The following is a 23134-nucleotide window of genomic DNA, read 5'->3' on the forward strand; positions in this document are numbered from 1 at the left end:
GAATTTGACCGTGACCAAATCGCTGGTGGTCGGTGTCGACGCGGGAGCCACCTCGACGCGCGTCTCCGTCCACACCCTCGACGGCACCCGGGTCGGCTACGCGCGGGCGGGCGCCGGCAACCCTTCGGCACACGGCCTGGCCAAGGCGGTGGCGGCGATCGGCACGGCGCTCGGCCAGGCGCTGGGGCCGCACGACGGCGGCCTGGTCGTGGCTTCGCTGGCCGGGGTCGCGGGCCAGGTCGACACGCTGGTCCCCGAGCTGGCCCAGGTGTGGGCCGGCCACGGCATCGAGGCGGGCCCGCTGATCGAGCGCGACGTGGCGGTGGCCTACGCCGCCGGCACCGCCGAGCCCGACGGCTCGCTGCTGCTGTCGGGCACGGGCGCGGTCGCGGCCGGGATCACCGGCCACCGCATCGACACGATCGCCGACGGGCTCGGCTGGCTGCTGGGCGACGAGGGCTCGGGCTTCTGGATCGGCCGGGCCGCCGCCAAGGCCGTGGTCTCCGCGCTCGACCAGGGCGTGACGGCCGCCCCGGGAAGCCTGGTCGCGCTCGTCGTGGAGCACTTCCTGGGCGAGGAGCGTCCGGGGTCGCCGCGCGCGGTCGCCGACCGGCTCGTCCGGCTGGCGCAGGCCGACCACATGCGGCTGGCCGCCCTGTCCGCCCTGGTCAGCCGGGCGGCCGAGGCCGGCGACCCGATGGCGCTCAAGGTCGCCGAGGAGGCCGCCGACCGCCTGGTGGCCACCCTGCGCCGGGTGCACGTCTCGGGGGACGTCGTGCTCGCGGGCAGCGTGCTGACCAGCGAGGGGCCGGTGCGCCGGGCCGTGCTGGCGCGGCTGTCCGGCGAGCGGGTGGCGACGGCGCGCGACGCGGCGGGCGCGGCGGCCTGGCTGGCGGCCCGCGGCGTGCTGCCCGGCGACGACGGCAGGGCCTCGCACGCCGCGTTCACGCTCACTCCCTGAGCACGTTCAACGGGTGATGAGGGCCGCGCTGCCGTAGCTGCCGCCGAAGCCGGTCACCAGGGCGGTCCCGCGGCCGGCGCGCAGTTCCCGCACGGCCTGGGCCACGTTGTTGAGCCCGTGCACGTACCCCTCGGAGAGCAGGCCGCCGTGCGGGTTCACCCAGGCGTGCCGCCGCTCCAGCAGGTACGCCCCCAGGTCCTCCCGCGCCACCAGCCCGAAGTCCTCCAACTGCCGGGGCACCAGCCAGGAGTAGGCGTCGTAGAGCAGCGCCGCCTCGACGTCCGAGGGCCGCATGCCGGACGCCTCCCACAACAGGGGCGCGACGTAGGAGGAGAAGACGGCCGTCACGTCCGGCGAGCGGTCCATGGAGGAGCACCCCGGCCCGCCCCCGCGGACGACCGCCCGGATGCGTGGCCCGTCCAGGACGCCGCTCACCACCAGCGCGCACGCGCCGTCGGTCTCCAGGCAGCAGTCGGCGGTGCGCAGCGGCGTGCAGACGTACGGTTTGGCCAGGTAGGCGGCCAGGTCCAGGGGGTCGCGGCGCAGGGCGCGGGGGTTGCCGGCGGCGTTCCGCCTGGACTGGTCGACCACGGCGTGCAGGTGCTCGGCGGTGAGGCCGGTGTCGTGCAGGTAGCGGGTCGCGGCCATGGCGAACAGCGGGATCGGCCCGGCCAGGCCGTAGGTGTGGCGTTCCAGGGGGCCGGTGGAGGCGGTGTTCATCCGCGTTCCCGACCGTCCGTTGAGCGCCCGGAAGACCAGGACGTTCCTGGCCACGCCGGCGTGGATCAGCATGGCCGCGTCCCCCAGCACGGACGCCGCCTGCGTCCCGCCCCCGGCGATGTCGTTGTGCCAGCGCAGCCGCTCGATCCCCAGCGCGCGGGCGACCTGGACGACCGGCGCGGAGTCGTTCATGTGGTAGCTCAGCAGCCCGTCGATCTCGCCCGGCGCGATCCCGGCGTCCGCGCAGGCGGCCCGGCACGCCTCGGCGGCCAGCTCCAGCTCGCCGCGCCCCGACCGCCTGGTCAGCGCCGTCATCCCGATCCCGGCCACGGCCGCGCACCCGGCGAAGGACTGCATACCGCACGCTACCACAGCAATACAAGCGCTTGCTTGGCAATGCCGCCACGAGGTCCTGACCAGCGGGAGCACAGAAGCCGTGACTGGACGTCTTCACGCGGGCTGCCACGTCTTGTAATACGGAGAGGTGATCAGCCGATAGCCCATCATCATCACCCCGAGGTGAGAGATGGATCTACGCTACGTCAGGTACGCGATGGCGATCGCGCGCGCCGGCAGCCTGCGCCGCGCCGCGACCGCGCTGCACATCGCGCAGCCCACGCTGTCCGAGCAGCTCAGGGCGCTGGAGAAGGAGATTGGCGTCGAGCTGTTCAGCCGTTCGTCCAGTGGCGTGCGGCTCACCGAGGCGGGCGAGGCGTTCCTGGCCCAGGCCACGGTCGCGCTCGACGCGTACGAACGGGCCGTGGCCGCCGCCCGCAGCAAGGGCCGCACCACCCGGCTGGGCGTGGCCGACGGGCTGGCCGACGTGGCCGCCCGCCTGCTCGCGCAGCTCCAGAACGTGCCGGTGCGGATCGCGCCGATGAGCACGGCCGAGCAGATGGTCTCCATCGCCGACGGCACGTTGCAGGCCGGCCTCGGTTACGCCCCCGGCTCGCTGCCCAGGGGCGTGGCGCGCATGCTCGTCCACCGCTTCCCCGTGCGCGCGCTGCTCCCGCGCGACCACCCCCTGGCCGGGCGGGAGGCGCTGTCGCTGGCGGACCTGGCCTCGGAGCCGCTGATCATGCCGGAGTCGGACGCGGTCGCCGGGGCCCGGCGGTTCCTGGAGGGGTTCGTCCGGCACCGGCTGCATCCCCGGCTGGGCCCGGCCGCCGCCACCCATGACCTGGTGATCGACATGGTGGGCGCGGGGGCGGGCTACAGCCTGTGCGTCCACGAGGGCAGCACCGTGCCCGACGCGCTCGTGTTCGTCCCCATCAAGGAGGACGTGCCGCCGCTGGAGGCGGTCTTCCTGTGGAACCGGCAGGCCGACGTCCACGAGGTGGTGAGCGCGGCCCGCCACGTCGCCCGATCTGGATAGCGCTATTATCTAACGATGCGCATCTCAGAACTGAGCGCCCGATCCGGTGTCGCCATCCCCACGATCAAGTACTACCTGCGTGAGGGCATGCTGCACCAAGGCGAGCAGACCGCGGCGACCCGCGCCGAGTACGACGAGTCCCACCTGCGCAGGCTCCGCCTGATCCGGGCCCTCCTGGAGGTGGGCAGGCTCCCCGTGGCCGCCATCAAGCAGGTCATCGCCGCCGTCGAGGACGAGACGCTCCCCATGCACCACATGCTGGGAATAGCGCATTACGCGCTCGGCCCGACCGTCGAGCCCGAGCAGAGCGAGGAGTGGCGGGCCGCCCGGACCGAGGTGGACCGGCTGCTCGACGAGGTCGGCTGGACCGTCACCGAGGACGCCCCCACCCGCGACGAGCTGGCCCAGACGCTGGTCCGCATGCGCCAGCTCGGCCTGCACGTCGACCTCACGCCGTACGTCGAGGCCGTCAGGAAGCTGGTGACCGAGGTCGAGATGGCCACCATCCCCTTCGACGGGCCGCGCGACGCCGCCGTGGAGGCCCTGGTGCTGGGCACCGTCCTGTACGGCAAGGCGTTCGACACGCTGCGCCGCATGGCCCAGGAGTCGGAGTCGGCCCACCGGGTGGGCCTCCGCTAGCGGTCAGAGCACGCCGTTGGCGCGCAGGATCCTGACGGCCCGTACGGTGGCCGCGCCCCGCCATTCGAGCGCGCCGGCGGGCGAGATCGCCGCGTGGTCCACGGCCCAGCCGCCGTCGTCCCGCTGCGACCCGGCCAGCCGGTCGAGGTCGGCGGCGATCACCTCGGGCGCGAACAGCTCGCGCGCCGGCCGCCCCGGGTAGGGCGCGAAGTCGAGCGGGTTCAGCCGCTCCTGCGCGGTGCCGCCCTCCACGGGCACCCGCCCGTCGTCGGGGATGTGCGCCGCCAGCCGCTTGAGCAGCCCGGCCGCCTCGGGCCGCGTCCGGTGGACGGCGTCGAGGAAGTGCACGGCGAAGGAGAGCACGTAGGCGTGCGGCCGTTCCTCCAGCGCCTGGATCGCGTCGAGGCAGTAGCGGGTGGCCCGCTCCAGCCACGGGTGCGCGGCCACGGCGGGATCGTGGGCGGCCACGGCGTGGGCCGCCGCCGCGGAGACGGCCGTGATCTGCAACGACGAGGTGGCGTGGTCCGCGCCCGCCCACCAGGGCGCGGTGCCCTCGGCCAGGGTGAGCGGAAGGGCGAACGGCAGCCCGCCGTCGGGCATCGTCACCGATCCCAGCCAGTCGCACAGCGCGACGGCCTGCGGCGCGGTGCCGGGGCCGATCTCCTCGAACACCTCGAAGGCGTGCAGCGCCGCGCCCGGCTGGCTCTCCGGCGAGCGCAGGTCGGGCTCCAGACCCCAGCCGTAGCCGCCGTCGGGGTTGCGGTAGGCGTCGAGGGCGTCGAGCACGGAGGCCGGGCCGGTCTCCTCCATGAGGAAGTGGTAGCGGCGCCGGTCCAGGAGCCGCGCGTGCGTGGCCATGAAGCCGGCGACCGCCGGGAGATTCACGTTCATGAGGCCATCGTGCCCACCGGACGGCTCCGGGTCTTGTACGTACCGGACGCGCCCGCACGGGCTGCGGGGCCTGGCCACCCTCCCGCGACCCCGCCAGGCCGCCCTGCCGGATGACACGGCATGATGCCGGACGTGGACTTCGAGGAATACCGGCCGATGCTGCTGGGCCTGGCCTACCGTCTGCTCGGCAGCATGTGGGACGCCGAGGACGTCGTGCAGGAGGCCTGGCTGCGGTGGGAGGGCACCGACAGGAGCCGGATCAGGGAGCCGCGCGCGTTCCTGCTGACCGTGGTCTCGCGGCTGGCCCTCGACCAGCTCCGCTCGGCCCGGGTGCGGCGGGAGGCGTACACGGGGCCGTGGCTGCCCGAGCCGGTCGCGACGGGCCAGGCCGGGCCGCTGGACACGGCCGAGCTGCGCGACACCGTCTCGTACGCGACCCTGCACCTGATGGAGAAGCTGTCGCCGCCGGAGCGGGCGGTGTTCGTGCTCAGGGAGGCGTTCGAGCTGCCGTACGACGAGATCGCCGAGATCGTCGGCTCGTCGGTGGCCAACGCCCGGCAGATGCACCACCGCGCCTCGGTCCGGGTGTCGCAGGGCCGTGACCGGTTCACGCCGACGAACGAGGACCACGCCAGGCTGCTGACGAAGTTCATGGAGGCGGCCGGCGGCGGCGACCTCGACGCGCTGACCGAGCTGCTGCACGAGGACGTCGTCATGTGGAACGACGGCGGCGGCAAGGTCAGGGCGGCCCTGCGGCCGATCCTGGGCCGGCGCAAGGTGAGCGCCTTCATCGGCGGCCTGGTGGCCCGCTACGACTTCAGCCGGGCGCACCTCGTCGAGGCCAACGGCCGCCCCGCCCTGTGGACGCACGTGGCGGGGAACGACCAGCTCATCGCCCTCGACGTGCGCGACGGCCGCATCCAGGGGCTCTACGGCATGCTCAACCCGGACAAGCTGACCCGGGTGCGGCCGAGCTGATCGGCCCGTCACTATAGTCGCCTTATGGATCTCGGCATCTCGGGCAAGGTCGCCCTGGTCACCGGCGGCAGCGCGGGCATCGGCCTGGCCGCCGCCACGAGCCTCGCCCGCGAGGGCTGCGACGTGTGCGTCAGCGCGCGCGACCCCGAACGGCTCGCGGACGCGGTGGTGGAGCTGCAGCGGTTCGGTGGCGTGGTGCACGCCGTGCTGGCCGACGTGGAGGACCCGGCGGCGGCTCAGCGCGTGGCCGACGAGACGCGCGACGTGCTCGGCCCGGTCGACATCCTGGTGGCCAACGCGGGCGGCCCGCCCACCGGCCGCTCCGACGAGGTGGACCTCGAGGACTGGGACGTCGCCGTGCAGCGCAACCTGCTCGGCACCGTCCGGCTGATCCGGGCGGTGCTGCCCGAGATGCGCTCGCGCGGCTGGGGCCGGATCGTCACCGTCACCAGCTCGTCCGTCCGCGAGGCGATCGACGGGCTGGCGCTGTCCAACGCCATGCGCCCGGCCGTCGCCGGGATCGTGCGCACGCTGGCCCGCGAGGCGGGCGGCGACGGCGTGCTGGTCAACAACGTGCTGCCGGGGGCGATCGACACCGAACGCCTGCGCGGCGTGTCGGGCGGCGACGACGTGGTCGAGGCGCGCGGCCGGGCCGTGCCCGTCGGGCGCGTCGGGCAGGCCGAGGAGGTCGGGGACGTGATCGCGTTCCTGGCCAGCGAGCGGGCCTCGTACGTGAACGGGATCTCGATGCTGGTCGACGGCGGCGCCAGCCGGGTCATCGCCTGAGCAGGGTGGCGACGACGCCCGCCGCCCACTCCTCGTCCTTGTCGGCCGGGTCGACGAAGTAGGACAGGTTGGCGCGGTGGAAGCAGGCGCCCATCAGCAGGGCGGCCGCCGCGCCGGGGTCGAGGCCCGGGTCGGCGCGGCCCGCGGCCCGTTCGGCCTCAAGGATCTCGGCCAGCGAGCGGATCGGCAGGTGGGGGCCGGTGTTCGTGGTGGCGAGCATGTGCCTGAACCGGGCCAGCAGCGAGGGGTCGGCCAGCATGCCGGAGGCGATGGTGGCGGCCTCGGTGTAGAACTCCAGCGCCGCCACGGCGAACCGGGTGAGGTTGGCCGCCAGGTCGCCCTCCCCCGTGCTCAGCCGCAGCCGGGCCAGCGCGGGGGCGAGCGCGGGCAGCCGTTCGAGCAGGACCGCGAGGAAGATCTGCTCCTTGCCGGCGAAGTGCTTGTAGAGCAGAGCCTCGGAGCAGCCGGCCGCCTGGGCGATGCGCCTGGTCGTCGCGCCCGAGATGCCGAACTCCCGAATGGCCTGCTCGGCGGCGTCGAGGATGCGCTCGCGGGTGCTCATCCGCCCATGATATGAGCGAGTGCTCACCAACCCACGCGTGCATGACATCCTTCCCTTAGAGACCATTGGGGAGAAGGTAGGGGAATGGACAAGCCGGTCATCGTGACGGTTGACGACGACCCGGGGGTGTCGCGGGCGGTGGCGCGTGACCTCAGGCGCCGGTACGGCCATGAGTACAGGATTGTCCGCGCCGAGACGGCCCGCGACGGCATCGAGGCGGTCAAGGAGATGCGGCTGCGCGGCGACGAGGTGGCGGCGATCCTGGCCGACTACCGGATGCCGCAGATGAACGGCGTGCAGTTCCTCGAGGCCGCCATGGACATGTATCCGTACGCGCGCCGGGTGTTGCTGACCGCCTATGCCGACACCGACGCCGCGATCCAGGCGATCAACGTGGTCGACCTCGACCATTACCTCCTCAAGCCGTGGGACCCGCCGGACGAGAAGTTCTACCCGGTGATCGACGGCCAGCTCGACGCCTGGATGCGGACCGACCGGACGGCGCGTCCGGAGTTGCGCGTGGTGGGCGACCGCTGGTCGGCGCGCTCGTACCAGGTGCGGGACTTCCTGGCCCGCAACCACGTCCCCTACCAGTGGATGCTGGCCGAGGACCCCGAGGGCGCGCAGCTCGTGAAGGCCGCCGGCGAGGGCTGCCACCTGCCGCTGGTCGTCACCGAGGACGGCACCACGCTGGAGTCCCCCGACCAGGCGACGCTGGCCACCGCCGTCGGGCTGTCCACCACCCCGGCCACCGACTTCTACGACCTGATCGTGGTCGGCGGCGGGCCCGCGGGCCTCGGCGCGGCGGTCTACGGCGCGTCGGAGGGGCTGAACACGGTGCTGGTCGAGGCGCACTCCTCGGGCGGTCAGGCGGGCCAGAGCTCCAGGATCGAGAACTACCTGGGCTTCCCCGACGGCGTGTCCGGGCAGCAGCTCGCCGACCGGGCGCGCAGGCAGGCGCTGAAGTTCGGGGCCGAGCTGCTGAGCGCGCGCAAGGTCACCCATCTGGAGCCGCGCGGGCAGGCGCGGGTGATCGGGTTCAAGGACGGCGGGGAGATCGCCGCCCACGCGGTGATCCTGGCCACCGGCGTCACCTACCGGCGGCTGGAGGCGCCCGGCCTGGACGAGTTCGTCGGCAGGGGCGTCTTCTACGGCGCCGCGCTGACCGAGGCGCCCTCGTGCAAGGACAACGAGGTCTACATCGTCGGCGCGGCCAACTCGGCCGGGCAGGCGGCCGTTTACCTGGCGGGATTCGCGAGCAAGGTCCATTTGTTGGTGAGGAGTGATGGTTTGGAGAGATCCATGTCCCACTACCTCATCGAGCAGATCAACGCGATCGACAACATCGAGGTCAGCCTCCTGACCGAGGTCGTCGGCGGCGCCGGTGACGACCACCTCGAACGGCTCACGCTGTCGACCAAGGGCGAGGAGCGCACGGTCGACGCCCAGTACCTGTTCGTGTTCATCGGGGCCGAGCCGTACACGTCCTGGCTGGGCGAGACGGTCGAGCGGGACGCGAAGGGGTTCGTGCTGACCGGGCCCGACCTGGTGCAGGGCGGCAGGCGTCCGCGCAATTGGACGCTGCGCCGCGAGCCCTACTACCTGGAGACCAACGTGCCGGGCGTGTTCGCCGCGGGCGACGTACGGGCCGAGTCGATCAAGAGGGTGGCCTCCGCCGTCGGTGAGGGCGCGATGGCCGTCGCGCTGGTGCATCGTTATCTGGAGAAGCAATGACCGACACCGTCGACATCGACGAACTGCGCAAACTCTTCCTGTTCGAGCGGCTGACCGACGAGCAGCTCGCCAAGCTGGCCGCCAGCGGCCGGGTGCGCTCGTACGCCCAGGACGAGGACATCGTCCGGCAGGGCGAGCCGGCCGAGTGCTTCGCCGTGCTGCTGGAGGGCGAGGTGCAGATGATCAACGAGACGGTCAGCGCCGGGACCGTCGCCATGCCGCGCGCCTCCCAGCCCGGCGTCTACGGCGGCGCCACCTCGGCGTACCTGGGCGACCGGGCGCCGGAGACCTACCAGCACACGCTGCGCGCGACCGCGCCCTCGCGGATCTTCCTGCTGCCGGCCAAGAAGTTCGCCTACATCGTGGCCGAGTGGTTCCCGATGGCGATGCACCTGCTCGACGGCATGATGTCGGGCGGGCGCATGCAGCGGGAGATCATCGACCGGCGGCAGCGGCTGACCGCGCTCGGCACGATCACGGCCGGGCTCACGCACGAGCTGAACAACCCGGCGGCGGCGGCCGTGCGCGCGGTGAGCGAGCTGCGCTCGCTGATCAAGGCCTCCCGCATCCAGCTCGCCCAGCTCGCCGAGGACGGCATCCCGCCGGAGAAGCTGCGCACCCTGATCGAGGCCCAGGAGGCGTGCACGAGCAACCTGGGCAACCAGCCGCAGCGCTCGCCGCTGGAGATCTCCGACGCCGAGGACGAGCTGGCCGATGCGCTGGAGGACGTCGGCGTCGAGGACGCGTGGGAGCTGGCCCCCGCGCTGGTCAACGCCGGTTTCACCGCCGAGTACCTGCAGAAGATCCGTGGCAAGGTGGGCGAGGAGCACACCCCGGCCGCCCTCCACTGGCTGGCCGAGGCCATCGAGATCTCCCAGATGCTGAACGAGGTGACCGAGGCCACCGAGCGCATCACCACGCTGATCCGCTCGGCCAAGCAGTACTCGCAGATGGACCGGGCGCCGTTCCAGATGATCGACGTGCACGACCTGCTCGACAGCACGATCGCCATCTTCCGCGGCAAGATCCCGCCGGGCGTCAGCGTGGTCACCGACTACGACCGCACGCTGCCGCTCATCCCGTGCTACGCCGGCGAGCTCAACCAGGTGTGGACGAACCTGATCCACAACGCGCTCGACGCCATGGGCGAGGAGGGCACGCTGACCGTCCGCACGGCCCACGACGAGGACGAGGCGATCGTCGAGATCGGCGACACCGGCCCCGGCGTGCCCGACGCGATCAAGGACCGGATCTTCGAGCCGTTCTTCACCACCAAGAGCGTGGGCGAGGGCACCGGGCTCGGGCTGGACATCTCCTACCGGATCGTGGCCGGACGGCACGGCGGCGAGCTCAAGGTGCGCTCGGTGCCGAGCGAGACCTGGTTCGAGGTGCGCCTGCCGCTGCGCGAGCCCGTCGCCACCCAGTGAGCCGGGCACGCTGAGCCGGGCACGCTGAGCCGGGCACGCTGAGACCCGGCCCTCTGAGCCGGGTCTTCCGGCGCGGCGCGGGTCACCAGACGTTGTCCCGTGCCGTGTCGAGGGCCGTCAGCACGGCCCCTTCCAGCACGGCGTTGCCCTCGACCCGGGTGGCCCTGACCTCGGTGGGCGCGGGCGACAGCTCGCGCAGCCGTACGGCGATCCGCCCGGCCAGCTCGTCGCCGCCCTCCTGGCCCTTGGCCCCGCCGAGCACCACCAGGCCGGGGTCGAGCAGGGTGACGAAGGCGAAGGCGCCCTTGGCGACCCGGCGCGCCCACTCCTCGGGCCGGGTCGTGGCCTGGAGCAGGAGGCAGAACGGCGTGCCCTCCACGTCGAGGAAGCCGATCTCGCCCGCGCCCCCGGACGCGCCGCGCAGCAGCCGTCCGCCGAGGACGACCGCGGCGCCGATGCCGTCGTCCAGCCAGAGCAGCACGAAGTCGTCGCTGCCCTGGGCCGCGCCGGTGCGCAGCTCGGCGACGGCGGCCAGGTTCACCTCGTTCTCCAGGACGACGGGCACGCCCAGCCGCTCGCGCACGCCGGTCACCAGGCCGGGCCGCCATCCGGGCACGTCGTTGGCCACCGTCAGCTCGCCGTCCTTGGGCTTGACCAGGCCGGGCGCGCCGATGACCACGTTGTCCAGCGGACGGCCGGCGGCGGCCTCGGCGACCGTGGCCGCGACGAGGACGGCCAGGTCACCGGAGATCTCGCGGACGGCCGACCCGACCACGCGACCGGTCAGGTCGGCGACCGCGACGTTGATCGCCGTGCGGCGCAGGTCCACCCCGGCGACGTGGGCCCGGCCGGCGACCAGCGCGTAGAGGCGGGCGTTGGGGCCGCGCCGGTCCTCGCCGCGCTCGCCGGCCTCCTCGATGAGACCGCCGCCCTTGAGCCGTTCGATCAGGTCGGAGACGGTGGGCCTGGACAGCCCGGTCAGCTCGCGCAACTGCGGAGCGGTCAGCGGACCGTGCTCCAGCAGCAGGTCGAGGGCGAGCCGGTCGTTGATCGCACGGGCCATGGACGGGGTCGCGGTCTTCACGCCGCCCATAATAGTCAGGAAGGCTGCCTGATAGTCTTTTCATCAGGAAGGTTGCCTGATAGTTTTCCCGACATGAGCCCTCATCGCGCCATCGCGGCCGTCTTCGCCGCCCACGGCGCCGTCGCCGGCAGCTTCGCCACCCGCATCCCCTGGCTCCAGGAGCACGTCCACCTGAGCGCCGGCATGCTCGGGTTCGCGCTGCTCTGCCCCTCGATCGGGGCCTTCGCCGCGATGCCGCTGGCCAGTCGCCTGGCCCACCGGTTCGGCAGCCGGGCCACCACGCGGGTGCTGCTCACACTGTGGTGCGGCGGCCTCGCGCTGCCCGCCTTCGCCCCCGCGCCCGCATGGCTGTTCGCCATCTTCCTGCTGTACGGCGCGTCGGCGGGCATGTGCGACGTCGTCATGAACGCCCACGGCGTCACCCTCGAACGCCACCTCAAGAAGCCCGTCATCTCGGGCCTGCACGGCATGTGGGCCGTCGGCAGCCTGGCGGCCGGCGGCCTCGGCACCCTGGCCGCGCACGTGGGCATCGACGCCCGCCTGCACCTCGGAACCGTCGCCGCCGTCCTGGTGGTCCTGGGCGGGATCGCCGGGCGTGGGCTGCTGCCCGACGGGCCGCAGGCCGCCGGCGCACCCGCGCCGCGCCGCTTCGCCCTGCCCTCGCGCGCCATCGCGGCCATCGGCGTGGTCGGCTTCTGCGGCACGTTCGCCGAGGGCGCCAGCTCCAACTGGGCCGCGGTCTACCTGACCAACGTCGCCGACGCCGGGCCGGGGGTCGCCGCCGCCGGCTACACGATCTTCATGCTCTGCATGGCCGGGGCCCGGCTGGCGGGCGACCGGGTGGTGCGCCTGACCGGCCCCGTGCGGGCGGTCCGGGCGGGCGGGATCGTCGCGGTCGCGGGCGGTGTGCTGGTGGTCCTGGCCCGTACGCCCGCGCTGGGCGTCGCCGGGTTCGCGCTGGTCGGGCTGGGGGTCGCGGTCATCGTGCCGCTGGTGTTCGCGGCGGCGGGGAACGCGGGGCCCACACCGGGCGAGGGGGTCGCCGGGGTCGCGACGATCACGTACCTGTCGGGGCTGACCGCGCCGGCGGTGACCGGCTGGGTGGCCGACAGCGTGTCGTACCCGGCGGCGTTCACGCTGATCACGGGGGTGCTGGTGGCGCTCACGGTGCTGGCGCCGGTGCTGCGGCCGCGCCCGGCCGCCGCCGAGGTGGCCCAGGAGCGGCAATCGGCGTGATACGCTCCCAAGCGAGCGCTTGGTTTAGATACGGAGAGGCCGCCGCATGAAGTTCTCGACCTTCCACCTCTTCCACCGCTTCGACGGGCAGAGCTTCAAGGACGTCTACGACTACCATCTGGAGCTCATCGAGCTGGCCGAGGAGCTGGGCTTCGACGGGGTACGGCTGGCCGAGCACCACTTCCGCGACTACGGCGTGGCGCCCAACCTGTTCACCATGCTCGCCCACGCCGCCGCCCGCACCTCCCGGATCAGGCTCGGCACCGGCATCGTCGTGCTGCCGCTGCACAACCCGATCCACGTGGCCGAGGAGGCCGCGCAGGTGGACGTGCTCTCCGGCGGGCGGCTCGACCTGGGGATCGGCCGGGGGTACCAGAGCTTCGAGTTCGAGGGCTTCGGGATCGACCTGGCCGAGGCGCGCGACCGGTTCAACGAGGCGCTGGAGGTGATCCTCGGGCTGTGGACGCGGGAGTCGTACCGGCACGAGGGGAAGTTCTACCGGACCGGCGCCGAGGTCTCGCTCGCGCCCCGCCCGCTGCAGTCGCCCCACCCGCCGCTGCACGTCGCCGCCGTCTCCCCCGAGACCGTCACCATGTACGCCGAGCGCGGCCTGCCCGTCCTGGCCGACCCCGCCGCGACGTTCCGCAAGGTCGTCAAGGCGGCCGAGACCTGGCGGGAGACGGCCGCGCGGGCCGGCCACCCGGCGGGCGCGGACCTGGTGGTGGCCCGCAGCGTGTACGTCGCCCCCACGCTGGAGCGGGCCCGGGAGGACCAGGCCAGGTTCGAGGCCTCCTTCGACCGCTCGCGCATCTTCAACGAGCGCAGCGCCCCCATCGACCCGCGGACCGGCAAGGCCGCCCAGGGCTTCGAGTACTACCAGGACCGTTACCTCAAGGGCGGCTCGGTCTCGCCGGACTTCCGCTGGGAGCAGCTTGAGGTCATCGGCGACCCCGCCCGGGTGATCGAGCAGGTCTCGCTGCTCAGGGACGCCGGCTTCACCGACCTCCTGTGCGACTTCGGCAGCACCAGGCCCATGCCGCTGGAGGACATGAAGCGGGTCATGCGCTTCTTCGCCGCCGAGGTCATGCCGGCCTTCGCCCCCGCAGGAGGATGACGATGATCCACAGTCTGACGCTGTCCGACGTCCTGGCCGACCACGCCCGCAGCCGCCCTCAGGTCACCGCCGTGGTGGACGGGGACGTGCGGCTCACCTACCCCGAGCTGGACGACCGCGTCACGCGGCTGGCCGACGCCCTGGCCGGGCGCGGCGTGGCCGCCGGGGACCGGGTGATGTGGCTCGGCCAGAACTCGCACGCCGTGCTGGAGCTGCTGCTGGCCTGCTCCCGCCTGGGCGCGGTGCTCTGCCCGGCCAACTGGCGGCAGTCCGCGGACGAGCTGCGTTTCGTCCTGTCCGACCTGGCGCCCAGGGTCGTCGTCTGGGAGCACTCCGACCCGGCCGCCGAGCTGGCGGACGCGGCCACGTGGGTGCGCGCGGGCGAGGCGTACGAGGAGCTGGTCGCGGGGGGCTCGCCGCGGGAGTTCCCGCAGGTGGACGACGCCGAACCGGTACTCGCCCTCTACACCGCCGCCTTCGGGGGCCGGCCGGGCGCCGCCCTGCTCAGCAGCGCCGCCCTGGTCGCCCACAGCGCCACGCTGCTCGTCGTACGCCAGATGGAGCCGGGGTTCACCTTCCTCAACGACGGGCCGCTCTTCCACGTCGGGACGATGATGTTCTGCCTGGCCACCCTCCAGATCGGCGGCACGAACGTGTTCACGCCCGCCTTTGACGCCGAGGAGGTCTGCCGGCTGGTCGACGCCGAGCGGGTGACGCAGGCGTTCCTGTTCGGGCCGATGATCGACGCGGTCGCGGCGGCGAACGCGGGCGGCAAGTACGACCTGTCCTCGCTGCGTTTCGTGGCCCACTCCGCCGAGTGGGACGACATGATCACCGTGGACGACTCGCCCTGGTGCCGCTCGAAGATGGGCGGGTACGGGCAGACCGAGGTGGGCGGCATGCTCACCTTCCTCGGGCTGGCCGAGGGCGGCGCGGGGTTCGCGGGACGGCCGTCGCCGCTGGTCCAGGTGCGCATCCTGGATCCGGAGGGCGTGGAGGTGCCGGTGGGCGAGGCGGGCGAGATCTGCGCGAGGGGCAAGACCCTCTTTTCCGGATATTTCGCCCGGCCCGACTTAAATGCGGCGAAGTCGCGGTTTGGTTGGCATCACACCGGCGACCTCGGCCGCCGCGAGCCCGACGGCACCATCACCTTCATCGGCCCCCGGCTCCGCATGATCAAGTCCGGCGCCGAGAACATCTACCCCGCCGAGGTCGAGCGCGCGCTCAGGACCCATCCGGCCGTCGCCGACGCGGCGGTGATCGGCGTGCCCGACCCCGACTGGCACCAGGCGGTCAAGGCGGTCGTGGTGCTCAAGCCGGACGCCGCCGCCACCCAGGAGGACCTGGTCGCGCACGTCAGGGGTGAGCTGGCGGCGTACAAGAGGCCCAGGGCGGTGGTGTTCGCCGACGCCATCCCCAAGCAGGGCTTCACCCCCGACTACGACGCCCTCGACGCCGCGTACGGCGGCGGCAACTACCCCGGCGCCTGACCCGCGCCGGAGCCCGGCCTGCCGAAGCGGGCCGGGCTACACCGGGAGCCCGGCCTCCAGGTGCGCGAGCGCCTTGTCCAGCTCGGCGGGGCCGTCCATGGCCGGGTTCCGGACCCACTCGAACCACAGGGCCACCATCACGCCCGTGACGGCCCCCGTGACGTTCCTGATCTCCGGGTCGCCCGCGTCCCGGCCCTGGCGCGCCGCGAGCTCCTCCCGCAGCGTCCTGAGCACGCCGGTGACGTTCTCCAGGCTGGCCGCCCACAACTCGGGGACGGTGAGCATGAGCTTCTCCCGTTCCATGCCGTCGGCGATCTCCTGCGGCGTCTGGGCGTCCGTGACCGCCCGCATGGCCGCGCGTACGGCCTGGACGGGCCCGACCTCGGCGGGCACGGCCCTGAGCGCCTCGACGAAGGGCGGGAACTGGTCGAGCAGCACCAGGTCCTCCTTCGTCGGGAAATAACGGAAGACGGTGCTGGGCGCGACCTCCGCCGCCTCGGCGACCTGCTCGACGGTCGTCGCCGCGTAGCCCTGCTCACGGAACAGGCGCAGCGCCTCCTTCTGGATCAGGGCGCGGGTTCTGGCCTTCTTCCGCTCGCGCAGGCCCTGGGCGGGTCGTTCGCTCATGTCACGGCATTCTCCGGGCCGGCGTCCCGATCGTCCACTCGTCGGAGACCGATGGATATTGCTATACAACTCTCATTTGAGAGTCTACTCTCACAATTATGCGACTTCCCATCGAACGTCCGGCGGAATGTCCCTTCGATCCCCCGGCCGGGCTGGCGGGGCTTCCGGCGATGAGCCGTCTGGAGTTCGCCGACGGCCATCTCGGCTGGCTGGCCACCACGGCCGAGGCCGCCCGCGCGGTGCTGGGCGATCCCCGCTTCAGCGCCCGGCAGGAGCTCAAGCACCAGGCCGTGCACCCGAATCCCGCCGGGATCGGCACGCCCGCGCCACCGGGCTTCTTCGCGGCCATGGACCCCCCGGAGCACACCCGCTACCGCCGGCTGCTCACCGGCCGGTTCACGCTGCGCAGGATGCGCCTGCTCGAACCGCGGATCGAGCGCATCGCCGCCGACCACCTCGACGCCATGGCCGCCGCCGGGCCGCCGGCCGACCTCGTGACGGCGTACGCGCTGCCGATCCCGTCGCTGGTCATCTGCGAGCTGCTCGGCGTCCCGTACGCCGATCACGGCCTGTTCCAGGAGCTCAGCGCCCGGCTGGTCACCTTCGGCGCGGACGGCGCGGGGGCGCTGGCCGAACTGGTCGGCTACCTGCGCGAGCTGGCCCGCCGCAGGCGCCTGGAGCCGGACGGCGGCCTGATCGGCGACCTGACCGGCGAGCTCGGCGACGACGAGCTCGCCGGACTCGCGGTCATCCTGCTGGTGGCGGGCCACGAGACCACGGCGAACATGCTGGCGCTGGGGGTGTTCGCGCTGCTGGAGCACGGGCGCCCGTACGAGGAGGGCGTGGTCGAGGAGCTGCTGCGGTGGTTGTCGATCCTGCATCTCGGCGCGCCGTCCAGAGCCGCCCTGGAGGACGTGGAGGTGGCGGGCGTGACGGTCAGGGCGGGTGAGACCGTGGCCCTGTCCCTGCCCGTGATCAACCGCGACCCGGCCGTGTACGCCGACCCCGACCGGCTGATCCCGGACCGTCCGGAGGCACGCCGCCACCTGGCCTTCGGGTACGGCGTGCACCAGTGCCTCGGCCAGCAGCTCGCCAGGATCGAGCTGCGCATCGGCTACCGGGCGCTGTTCGATCGCTTCCCGGGCCTGAGACCGGCCGTGCCGGCGACCGAGGTGCCGGTCAAGCACGACGCCTCGGTGTACGGCGTCCGGAGCCTCCCCGTCACCTGGTGACCCGGTCGGCTCACAGGACGGCGAGCGGGGTGATCGGGCTGCCGGTGCCTCCTTCGATGCGCAGCGGCGCGGCCACGAACACGAACTCCGTCCGTCCGGCCGCGGCCAGCTCTTCGAGCCAGAGCATCTCGACCAGGTGGACGCCGTGCCGGTGGAGCAGGATGAGGTGCAGGTCGTCGGCGGCGCACTCGTCGGCGAGCTGCCGGTCGTTCAGGCCGCCGATCGCCGCGTTGTCGCAGGCCACCGCCGACACGTCCCGGGCGGCCAGCCAGGCGCCCGCCTCCGCCGACAGTCCCGGCTGCCCCGCCCAGTACTCCTCGCGCGACCGCTCCCAGACCAGCGGCCAGCCCGTACGGACCACCGCGACGTCCCCGGGGCGCGGCGTGGCGATCTCCTGGAGCAGCCCGGCGGGGATCCGGAAGCCGGCCGGCAGGTGGTCGAGCCCGAGGCGCCGGGGCACGTCGAACAGCACGCCCCTGGCCACCACGCCGCCCACGTGCTCGATCCCGCACCTGGTGGCGCCGTAGGAGCGGACCCGGGCGGCCGGGTGGCCGTTGTAGAGCCGGTCGCCGGTCCACATGTGGCACAGCGCGTCCATGTGGGTGGTGGTGCCGTGGTGGGTCACCAGCAGGGCGTCGTCGGCCACGCACAGGCCGTCTCCGACGGGGCGGGCGCCCGCGGCGTAGTCGCCGCCGTCCACGGACATGAAGTGCTGCGGCAGCGGACGGCCCCGCAGGTGGGGGACGGTGGTGGGGGCGGCCGAGGAGGTGGCGCCCCTGATCGGCATGGCCAGGCTCAGCACCTCGCCCGTGACGGCGCTGCGCAGGGCCTCCAGGACGAGGGCGGGGGTCAGCAGGTTGAGGGTTCCGCGCTGATCGTCTGGGCCGAATCGTCCCCAGTTGTTAGGCTCGTGCACCAAGTAAGCGCTTCCTTTCTTGCGGAGGTCTGATGTACTGCGATCCCCGGTTCTCCCGCGTGCGCGAGGCGTTCGAGCGGAACTTCGCCGAGGGCGAGGAGCTGGGCGCGGCGGTGGCCGTCCATCTCGACGGCGAGCTGGTCGTGGACCTGTGGGCCGGGGTCGCCGACCGGCACACGGGACGGGCCTGGGAGGCCGGCACCCCGGCCTTCGCGTACTCGTGCACAAAGGCGATCACGGCCACCGTGCTGCTGCGGCTCGCCGAACGCGGGCTGGTGGACGTGAGCGCGCCCGTCGCGGACGTGTGGCCGGAGTTCGTCGCCGGGGGCAAGGAGGCGGTCACGGTCGAGCACGTGCTGACGCACTCCTGCGGGCTGCCGGTGATCGAGACGCCGGTGCCGGTGGAGGAGTTCGAGGACCACCCGGCCATCGCGGCCCGGCTCGCCGGCCAGAGGCCGCTGTGGGAGCCGGGGACGGCGCACGGCTATCACGCGCTGACGTACGGCTTCCTGGTCGGGGAGGTGGTGCGGCGGGTCACCGGGAAGTCGGTGGGCGAGCTGGTGGCGGCGGAGATCGCCGGGCCGCTGGGGCTGGACCTCTGGGTCGGGGCCCCCGACGACGTCATCCCCCGCGCCGCCCGCCTCAAGGCCCCCACCCGCCCCCGCCCCTCCCCCGAGACCCCCGCACCCGCCTCCGCGCCCGCCTCCGAGGCTTCCGCGCCGGGTGCCGGAGGGACCGTGCCCGGAGCCGGCGGGGCCGCGGGCGGGGGGCGGGATCTGCTGGGCGAGATGACCCGGGCGGCGCTCGATCCCGGCAGCCTGATGAACCGGGCGCTCGGCAACCCGGCCATCCGCCTGCTCGAAGGCGGCGCGAACAACCCGGTGATCCTGCGCGCCGGCTGGCCCGCCGCCGGGGTCGTCACCACCGCCAAGGGCCTGGCCGGGTTCTACCGCGCGCTGGTCGGCGGCGACCTCCTGACCTCCGCGACCCTCCAGGACGCCTTGCGCCCCCGCGTCAGCGGCCCCGACCGCGTGCTGTTCATGGACACCGCGTTCGGGCTCGGCTACATGCGCCCGTCGTTCACGTTCCCCATGCCGTCGGGGACGGCGTTCGGCCACTCGGGCATGGGCGGCTCGCTCGGCGTGGGCGACCCCGGCCGCGGCCTGGCCTTCGGGTACGTGATGAACCGGATGGCCGACAGCCTCACCGGCAACCTGCGCGGCCTGCGCCTGATCGAGGCCGTGTACCGCTCCCTGTGACCCCACGGCGCGCTTCACTGCATGGTCACGCCGCCGCTCACCGACAGCGTCTGGCCGGTGATGTAGGCGGCGCGGTCGGTGCACAGGTACGCGATCAGCCCCGACACGTCGGCGGGCGTGCCCAGCCGCCGCAGCGGGATCCCTCTGGCGATCTTGTCCACGAGCCCCGGCTCGGCCTCGGACACCCGCCGGAGCATCGGCGTGTCGGTCGGCCCGGGGCAGACCACGTTCGAGGTCACCCCGCCCCTGGCGGCCTCGCGGGCGAGCGTCTTGGCCAGGCCGAACAGGCCCGCCTTGGTCGCCGCGTACGCCCCCTCGCCGCCCGACCCGGCCCTGGCCCCGTCGGAGGAGACGAACACCAGCCGCCCCCAGCCCCCGGCCGTCATGCCGGGCAGGAGCAGCTTGGTCATGAGCATCGGGCCACGCAGGTTGACCTGCCACATGAGGTCCCAGTCCGCCGGGTCGCTCGCCGTGAACGGCTCCACGACCGACACCCCGGCGTTGTGCACGAGCACGTCCACGGGCCCCGCCTCGGCGCAGAACGCCTCGACGGAGGCGGGCGAGGCCAGGTCCACGGCCAGCGCCCGCGCCCCGGCCAGGGCGCCGGCCGTCCGGCGGGCGCCCTCCAGGTCCACGTCGGCGACGATGACGCGGGCGCCGAGCGCGGCGAGGTCGGTCGCGACGGCCGTGCCGATCGCGCCCGCTCCCCCGGTGACGACGGCGACGCGGCCGTCCAGGCGCAGGCCGTCCACTACGTCCACGCCTCCACCAGGTCGGCCGCGGCCGCGCGGGTGGCCAGCAGGCCGATCGTGTTCCGCAGGACGGCCTTCGCGTAGTCCTCGGGGATGCCGGCCACCGCGTCCTTCACCACCGTCACCCGGTAGCCCAGGTTGACCGCCTCCAGCGCCAGCCCGGGGATGCCCAGGTTGACCGAGACCCCCATCGCCACCACGGACGAGACGCCCAGGGAGCGCAGCGTCATGTCCAGCGAGGTGCCGGTGAACGGCGAGAACCCGTGGTGCCGCCGGCTCTCCAGGTCGCCGTCCTCGCGCAGCTCGGGCAGCACCTCCACGGCGGCCGTGCCCTCCAGCATGTGCGCGGGGTCCTTGAGCAGGGAGACGATGAACGGGCAGTTGCCGGTGTGCGAGCCCGCCCGGTCCGGCCGGAAGGCGGCCGTGCAGTGGATCACCGGGAGGCCGGCCGTTCTGGCCGTGCGCAGGACGCGGGCGGCGTTGGGCACGACGTCGTGGCGGGCACAGGCCGCCACGAGTTCCGGGAATTTCGTGAGATCGCCGACGACACCCCGCTGCATCTCCATCACCAGCACGGCCGACCGCTCCACCCGCAGCCTCCATCATTTAGCCGAGCGCTTGCTTGGGTTCGCCTCAGCATAACACCGCCCCCCTCGCCTCACTGGGCGTCACTTTTCACCACAAACGGGGAAATTTCTCCAGACGTGACAACCCACACCCCGGGTGAGACCGTCGAATGCACGACGGCATGCCTGATGGGGGTTGGACTTGGTCCCTGGTTACCGTGAAGTTCGCCAGCTCGGCGCGGGCCGTACCGGCCGCGTGTTCCTCGCCACCTACCAGTCCACCGGCGCCTACGTCGCGATCAAATACCTGAACGCCACCCTGCGCAGGGACCCCGAGTTCATGGACCGCTTCAGGACCGACAGCCATCAGCTCGTCGAGATCGACGACTCCAACGTGGTCCGCCTCTACGAGTACGTCGAGACCCCGGACCGGGCCGCCGTCGTCATGGAACTGGTGGACGGCGTCTCGCTGCGCACGCTGCTGGCCGAGCACGGCCGGACGGCCCCGGAGGCGGCCCTCGTGCTGCTCAAGGGCATCCTGGCCGCCCTGGCCGCCGCGCACGAGAAGGGCGTGCCGCACCGGGACGTCAAGCCGGAGAACGTCCTGGTCCAGGCGGACGGCACGAGCAAGCTCGCCGACTTCGGCGTGGTCGTGCACGCCGAGGAGCCGGGGGTGCCGGCGGGGAGCCCGGCGTACATGTCGCCGGAGTTGTGGACGCAGGGACGGGCCGGGCCGCCGGCCGACCTGTACGCGGCGGCCTGCGTGTTGTTCGAGGCGGTCAAGGGGCGGCCGCCTTACCGGGCGTACAAGGGGGGCCCGGACGGTGGACACGACGGCGAGCAGGACGTCGCGGCGCTGCGTGACCTGCACCTGATGGAGCCGGTGCCGCTGGAGGTGGTCCCGGACGCCCTGCGCGACCTGCTCAGGCGCGGGCTGGCGAAGGACCCGGCGCTCAGGTACGCCTCGGCCCGGCAGTTCGCGGCCGAGCTGGAGGAGGACGCCGTCGCGGGCTACGGGCCCGGCTGGGAGCAGCGGGGCCGCCGCCGGCTCGCCGAGCTGGCCACGCTGCTCGCGCTGCGCTTCCCGCTGGCGGCCCGGACCGAGCAGGAGACGCGGGCCCCGGCCAAGGTCCGGGGGCGGGCGGTCCGGCTGCCCGCGCTGCCGCCGCACCTGTGGGTGGCGGGCGCGACGGTCGTCGCCGTGGCGATCGCCCTCGTCATCTCCGGAGGACGGTTGTCGCCCGGGGCGGGCACGATCCTGATGCCGCAGCCGAAGCCGTCGGCCGAGCTGGACCCGGCGCCGGTCGACGCCCACACGCCGACGCCCCGGAGGAGCGCGCCCGCCACGGCCCGCGGCAGCGCGCCCCCGCCCGCCTCCACCGGCGGGCCGCCGGTCTCCGCCGGCCCGCCGCCGGTCCCGACCGGTGCCGCGCCGCCACCGGTGCCGACGCAGGCGCAGAGCGGGAGCGCCCTGCCGCCGCCCGCCGTGCGGGAGGCGAGCATCACCCGGTGGAGCGGTTCGACGGGCGCGATCAGGGTGTCCGCGGACGGCACGGGGCCGGTGCGGCTGCAGATCGCGTACACGCGGCGGCTCGGCGACGGGCCGGTCGCCACCGTGCGGCAGGAGACCCTCACACTGCGCGGCAGCACCGCCTACACCAGCGGGGTCCGGCACGAGCCCGGGAACGTGGGCTGCGGGGTGCGGGCCTACCTCGGGATCATCGTCATGACCGAGCCGGCGGCGGTCAACGGGCCCCAGGTGAGCGAGGTCGCCGTGGACGGGCCCGCCTGCCCCACCCCGTCCCCGACCCGCTCCGGCCCGGCCACGCCGTCCCACACCCCGTCGACCTCGACGTCCCCGGCCAGCGGGGAGCCCGTCGCGCACCCCACGCCGGGACCGCCGTCCCCGGCCGTCGGGCCTGCCACGGAGGCGGCCCTCCCGCCCTCGACGGGCGTCCCCTCGGGGGAGGGCGGGCTGGTGCCCGGCGAGTAGGAGCGGGCGGGGCACGGACAGCGGCACGAGCTGCGGGCCGGGGCGACCGGCCTGGCGGCGGCGGGCCCTTGTCCGTCAACCAAGCGTGCGCTAGCTTGGCAGCGATGAGCGGTGACACCTCCCCCACCGGCGCCGCGGGGGCGCGTGGCGAGCTGGTGATCCAGCGCTGCGTGTCCTGCGGCCGCCGCGGCTGCCCGCCCGAGCCGTCGTGCCCGGCGTGCGGCGGCGGCGAGCTGGCCGCCGAACCCGCCAAGGGCACGGGGACGGTGCACACGTTCACCGTCGTGCACCGGTCGTTCGCGCCCGGCTACCGGGGACGGGAGCCGTACGTGCCGGCGTGGGTGGACCTGGACGAGGGGGTGCGCGCGTTCGGGCACGTCGTGGGGTGCGCGCCGGAGGAGGTCCGCGTCGGGATGCCGGTGCGGGTGACGTTCGTGGACGATCTGCCGCATTGGAGGCCAGTGTGAAGCTCGGCAACGTGCTCATCCCCGTCGCCGACCTGGACGAGGCGATCGCCTTCTACGGCCTGCCGGTGAAGTTCAGGGACGGCGACCGGTTCGCCGCACTGGACGGCGGCGGCGTCACCGTGGCGCTGGCCGGGCCCGCCGAACACGTCACCGCGTCGGCGGCGCCGTCGTACAAGGTGGACGACGTGGCGGTCACGGTGCGCGAGATGGCGGCGCGCGGGGCCGAGGTGGTGCGCGCGCCCGAGGACGGGCCGCACGAGAGGCGGGCCGTGCTGCGCGACCCCTCAGGAAACACGTTCGTGCTCTACTCGCCCCTCTGACCTGG

23 protein-coding genes are annotated in these 23134 nt (G+C 73.5%); 15 read left to right on the top strand and 8 right to left on the bottom strand.

Translation table 11 applies throughout. The features are described from left to right. The first annotated feature begins 10 nt into the window (after positions 1–10). Positions 11–961 (top strand): N-acetylglucosamine kinase, encoded by a 951-nt coding sequence (locus ACIHAD_RS38340; RefSeq protein ID WP_397359654.1) that lies wholly within the window; start codon positions 11–13, stop codon positions 959–961. Between the two features lie 6 nt (positions 962–967). On the opposite strand, the gene ACIHAD_RS38345 is transcribed toward ACIHAD_RS38340, so the two are convergent. Continuing rightward, a complete protein-coding gene (locus ACIHAD_RS38345; protein WP_397359655.1) occupies positions 968–2038 on the bottom strand; it encodes a thiolase C-terminal domain-containing protein in 1071 nt (356 codons plus the stop codon). 169 nt (positions 2039–2207) lie between these two features. Here ACIHAD_RS38345 and ACIHAD_RS38350 point away from each other — a divergent pair, with 169 nt between their 5' ends. Then, positions 2208–3056, top strand: coding sequence for a LysR family transcriptional regulator (locus ACIHAD_RS38350; RefSeq protein WP_397359656.1), 849 nt, complete (start codon positions 2208–2210; stop codon positions 3054–3056). Positions 3057–3071: 15 nt separating this feature from the next. Then, entirely contained in the window at positions 3072–3695 is a 624-nt protein-coding gene (locus tag ACIHAD_RS38355) for a MerR family transcriptional regulator (RefSeq protein ID WP_397359657.1), read from the top strand. 3 nt (positions 3696–3698) lie between these two features. Here the strand turns inward: ACIHAD_RS38355 and ACIHAD_RS38360 are convergent, their stop codons facing one another. Continuing rightward, entirely contained in the window at positions 3699–4586 is an 888-nt protein-coding gene (locus ACIHAD_RS38360) for a hypothetical protein (RefSeq protein ID WP_397359658.1), read from the bottom strand. A gap of 123 nt (positions 4587–4709) precedes the next feature. Here ACIHAD_RS38360 and ACIHAD_RS38365 point away from each other — a divergent pair, with 123 nt between their 5' ends. Next, a complete protein-coding gene (locus ACIHAD_RS38365; protein WP_397359723.1) occupies positions 4710–5564 on the top strand; it encodes an RNA polymerase sigma-70 factor in 855 nt (284 codons plus the stop codon). A 24-nt stretch (positions 5565–5588) separates the two neighbouring features. Continuing rightward, positions 5589–6350 carry an SDR family oxidoreductase gene (locus tag ACIHAD_RS38370; protein WP_397359659.1) on the top strand — a complete coding sequence of 254 codons (762 nt, stop codon included), beginning with the start codon at positions 5589–5591 and terminating at the stop codon, positions 6348–6350. On the opposite strand, the gene ACIHAD_RS38375 is transcribed toward ACIHAD_RS38370, so the two are convergent. Then, positions 6340–6912, bottom strand: coding sequence for a TetR/AcrR family transcriptional regulator (locus tag ACIHAD_RS38375; protein WP_397359660.1), 573 nt, complete (start codon positions 6910–6912; stop codon positions 6340–6342). The genes ACIHAD_RS38370 and ACIHAD_RS38375 overlap by 11 nt on opposite strands. A gap of 84 nt (positions 6913–6996) precedes the next feature. On the opposite strand from ACIHAD_RS38375, the gene ACIHAD_RS38380 reads away from it, so the two are divergent. Continuing rightward, entirely contained in the window at positions 6997–8646 is a 1650-nt protein-coding gene (locus ACIHAD_RS38380; protein ID WP_397359661.1) for an FAD-dependent oxidoreductase, read from the top strand. Beyond that, positions 8643–10073 carry an ATP-binding protein gene (locus tag ACIHAD_RS38385; protein ID WP_397359662.1) on the top strand — a complete coding sequence of 477 codons (1431 nt, stop codon included), beginning with the start codon at positions 8643–8645 and terminating at the stop codon, positions 10071–10073. The genes ACIHAD_RS38380 and ACIHAD_RS38385 overlap by 4 nt, the downstream gene beginning before the upstream one ends. 82 nt (positions 10074–10155) lie before the next feature. On the opposite strand, the gene ACIHAD_RS38390 is transcribed toward ACIHAD_RS38385, so the two are convergent. After that, a complete protein-coding gene (locus tag ACIHAD_RS38390) occupies positions 10156–11157 on the bottom strand; it encodes an ROK family transcriptional regulator (RefSeq protein WP_397359663.1) in 1002 nt (333 codons plus the stop codon). 72 nt (positions 11158–11229) lie between these two features. On the opposite strand from ACIHAD_RS38390, the gene ACIHAD_RS38395 reads away from it, so the two are divergent. The 3 genes from ACIHAD_RS38395 to ACIHAD_RS38405 are packed head-to-tail and all read left to right on the top strand — an operon-like array spanning position 11230 to position 14997. Then, the gene (locus tag ACIHAD_RS38395) at positions 11230–12393 is read left to right on the top strand and encodes an MFS transporter (protein WP_397359664.1); all 1164 of its coding nucleotides are present in this window, start codon (positions 11230–11232) and stop codon (positions 12391–12393) included. A gap of 46 nt (positions 12394–12439) precedes the next feature. After that, entirely contained in the window at positions 12440–13507 is a 1068-nt protein-coding gene (locus ACIHAD_RS38400; RefSeq protein ID WP_397359665.1) for an LLM class flavin-dependent oxidoreductase, read from the top strand. A 2-nt stretch (positions 13508–13509) separates the two neighbouring features. Beyond that, a complete protein-coding gene (locus ACIHAD_RS38405; protein WP_397359666.1) occupies positions 13510–14997 on the top strand; it encodes an AMP-binding protein in 1488 nt (495 codons plus the stop codon). 36 nt (positions 14998–15033) lie between these two features. On the opposite strand, the gene ACIHAD_RS38410 is transcribed toward ACIHAD_RS38405, so the two are convergent. Beyond that, a complete protein-coding gene (locus ACIHAD_RS38410; protein WP_397359667.1) occupies positions 15034–15624 on the bottom strand; it encodes a TetR/AcrR family transcriptional regulator in 591 nt (196 codons plus the stop codon). Positions 15625–15722: 98 nt separating this feature from the next. Here ACIHAD_RS38410 and ACIHAD_RS38415 point away from each other — a divergent pair, with 98 nt between their 5' ends. Beyond that, positions 15723–16856 (top strand): cytochrome P450, encoded by a 1134-nt coding sequence (locus ACIHAD_RS38415; RefSeq protein ID WP_397359669.1) that lies wholly within the window; start codon positions 15723–15725, stop codon positions 16854–16856. A gap of 10 nt (positions 16857–16866) precedes the next feature. Here ACIHAD_RS38415 and ACIHAD_RS38420 read toward each other — a convergent pair whose 3' ends face one another. Then, positions 16867–17775, bottom strand: coding sequence for a cyclase family protein (locus ACIHAD_RS38420; RefSeq protein WP_397359670.1), 909 nt, complete (start codon positions 17773–17775; stop codon positions 16867–16869). A gap of 29 nt (positions 17776–17804) precedes the next feature. On the opposite strand from ACIHAD_RS38420, the gene ACIHAD_RS38425 reads away from it, so the two are divergent. After that, positions 17805–19031, top strand: a complete 1227-nt coding sequence (locus tag ACIHAD_RS38425; RefSeq protein WP_397359671.1) for a serine hydrolase domain-containing protein — start codon at positions 17805–17807, stop codon at positions 19029–19031. A gap of 14 nt (positions 19032–19045) precedes the next feature. Here the strand turns inward: ACIHAD_RS38425 and ACIHAD_RS38430 are convergent, their stop codons facing one another. Continuing rightward, positions 19046–19783 carry an SDR family NAD(P)-dependent oxidoreductase gene (locus ACIHAD_RS38430; protein WP_397359724.1) on the bottom strand — a complete coding sequence of 246 codons (738 nt, stop codon included), beginning with the start codon at positions 19781–19783 and terminating at the stop codon, positions 19046–19048. Then, positions 19783–20373, bottom strand: coding sequence for an isochorismatase family cysteine hydrolase (locus ACIHAD_RS38435; protein WP_397359672.1), 591 nt, complete (start codon positions 20371–20373; stop codon positions 19783–19785). Before ACIHAD_RS38435 ends, ACIHAD_RS38430 begins: the two co-directional genes overlap by 1 nt. Before the next feature lie 178 nt (positions 20374–20551). On the opposite strand from ACIHAD_RS38435, the gene ACIHAD_RS38440 reads away from it, so the two are divergent. The 3 genes from ACIHAD_RS38440 to ACIHAD_RS38450 all read left to right on the top strand — a co-directional run bounded on the left by ACIHAD_RS38440 (position 20552) and on the right by ACIHAD_RS38450 (position 23129). Then, the gene (locus ACIHAD_RS38440; RefSeq protein ID WP_397359673.1) at positions 20552–22342 is read left to right on the top strand and encodes a protein kinase; all 1791 of its coding nucleotides are present in this window, start codon (positions 20552–20554) and stop codon (positions 22340–22342) included. Positions 22343–22446: 104 nt separating this feature from the next. Then, positions 22447–22809: a Zn-ribbon domain-containing OB-fold protein gene (locus ACIHAD_RS38445; RefSeq protein WP_397359674.1), complete on the top strand. Its 363-nt coding sequence runs from the start codon at positions 22447–22449 to the stop codon at positions 22807–22809. Beyond that, on the top strand, positions 22806–23129 hold the full coding sequence (locus ACIHAD_RS38450) for a VOC family protein (protein WP_352319442.1): 324 nt from the start codon (positions 22806–22808) through the stop codon (positions 23127–23129). Before ACIHAD_RS38445 ends, ACIHAD_RS38450 begins: the two co-directional genes overlap by 4 nt. Positions 23130–23134 lie beyond the last annotated feature (5 nt).

Origin of the sequence: Nonomuraea sp. NPDC052265 (assembly GCF_044547985.1) — a bacterium.
Taxonomy (GTDB): domain Bacteria; phylum Actinomycetota; class Actinomycetes; order Streptosporangiales; family Streptosporangiaceae; genus Nonomuraea.

Excerpts from the sequence above, each read along its gene's own strand:
- ACIHAD_RS38345 (WP_397359655.1), bottom strand. The coding sequence starts at position 2,038 with ATGCAGTCCTTCGCCGGGTGCGCGGCCGTGGCCGGGATCGGGATGACG.
- ACIHAD_RS38350 (WP_397359656.1), top strand. The coding sequence starts at position 2,208 with ATGGATCTACGCTACGTCAGGTACGCGATGGCGATCGCGCGCGCCGGC.
- ACIHAD_RS38355 (WP_397359657.1), top strand. The coding sequence starts at position 3,072 with ATGCGCATCTCAGAACTGAGCGCCCGATCCGGTGTCGCCATCCCCACG.
- ACIHAD_RS38360 (WP_397359658.1), bottom strand. The coding sequence starts at position 4,586 with ATGAACGTGAATCTCCCGGCGGTCGCCGGCTTCATGGCCACGCACGCG.
- ACIHAD_RS38365 (WP_397359723.1), top strand. The coding sequence starts at position 4,710 with ATGCCGGACGTGGACTTCGAGGAATACCGGCCGATGCTGCTGGGCCTG.
- ACIHAD_RS38370 (WP_397359659.1), top strand. The coding sequence starts at position 5,589 with ATGGATCTCGGCATCTCGGGCAAGGTCGCCCTGGTCACCGGCGGCAGC.
- ACIHAD_RS38375 (WP_397359660.1), bottom strand. The coding sequence starts at position 6,912 with ATGAGCACCCGCGAGCGCATCCTCGACGCCGCCGAGCAGGCCATTCGG.
- ACIHAD_RS38380 (WP_397359661.1), top strand. The coding sequence starts at position 6,997 with ATGGACAAGCCGGTCATCGTGACGGTTGACGACGACCCGGGGGTGTCG.
- ACIHAD_RS38385 (WP_397359662.1), top strand. The coding sequence starts at position 8,643 with ATGACCGACACCGTCGACATCGACGAACTGCGCAAACTCTTCCTGTTC.
- ACIHAD_RS38395 (WP_397359664.1), top strand. The coding sequence starts at position 11,230 with ATGAGCCCTCATCGCGCCATCGCGGCCGTCTTCGCCGCCCACGGCGCC.
- ACIHAD_RS38400 (WP_397359665.1), top strand. The coding sequence starts at position 12,440 with ATGAAGTTCTCGACCTTCCACCTCTTCCACCGCTTCGACGGGCAGAGC.
- ACIHAD_RS38405 (WP_397359666.1), top strand. The coding sequence starts at position 13,510 with ATGATCCACAGTCTGACGCTGTCCGACGTCCTGGCCGACCACGCCCGC.
- ACIHAD_RS38410 (WP_397359667.1), bottom strand. The coding sequence starts at position 15,624 with ATGAGCGAACGACCCGCCCAGGGCCTGCGCGAGCGGAAGAAGGCCAGA.
- ACIHAD_RS38415 (WP_397359669.1), top strand. The coding sequence starts at position 15,723 with ATGCGACTTCCCATCGAACGTCCGGCGGAATGTCCCTTCGATCCCCCG.
- ACIHAD_RS38425 (WP_397359671.1), top strand. The coding sequence starts at position 17,805 with ATGTACTGCGATCCCCGGTTCTCCCGCGTGCGCGAGGCGTTCGAGCGG.
- ACIHAD_RS38445 (WP_397359674.1), top strand. The coding sequence starts at position 22,447 with ATGAGCGGTGACACCTCCCCCACCGGCGCCGCGGGGGCGCGTGGCGAG.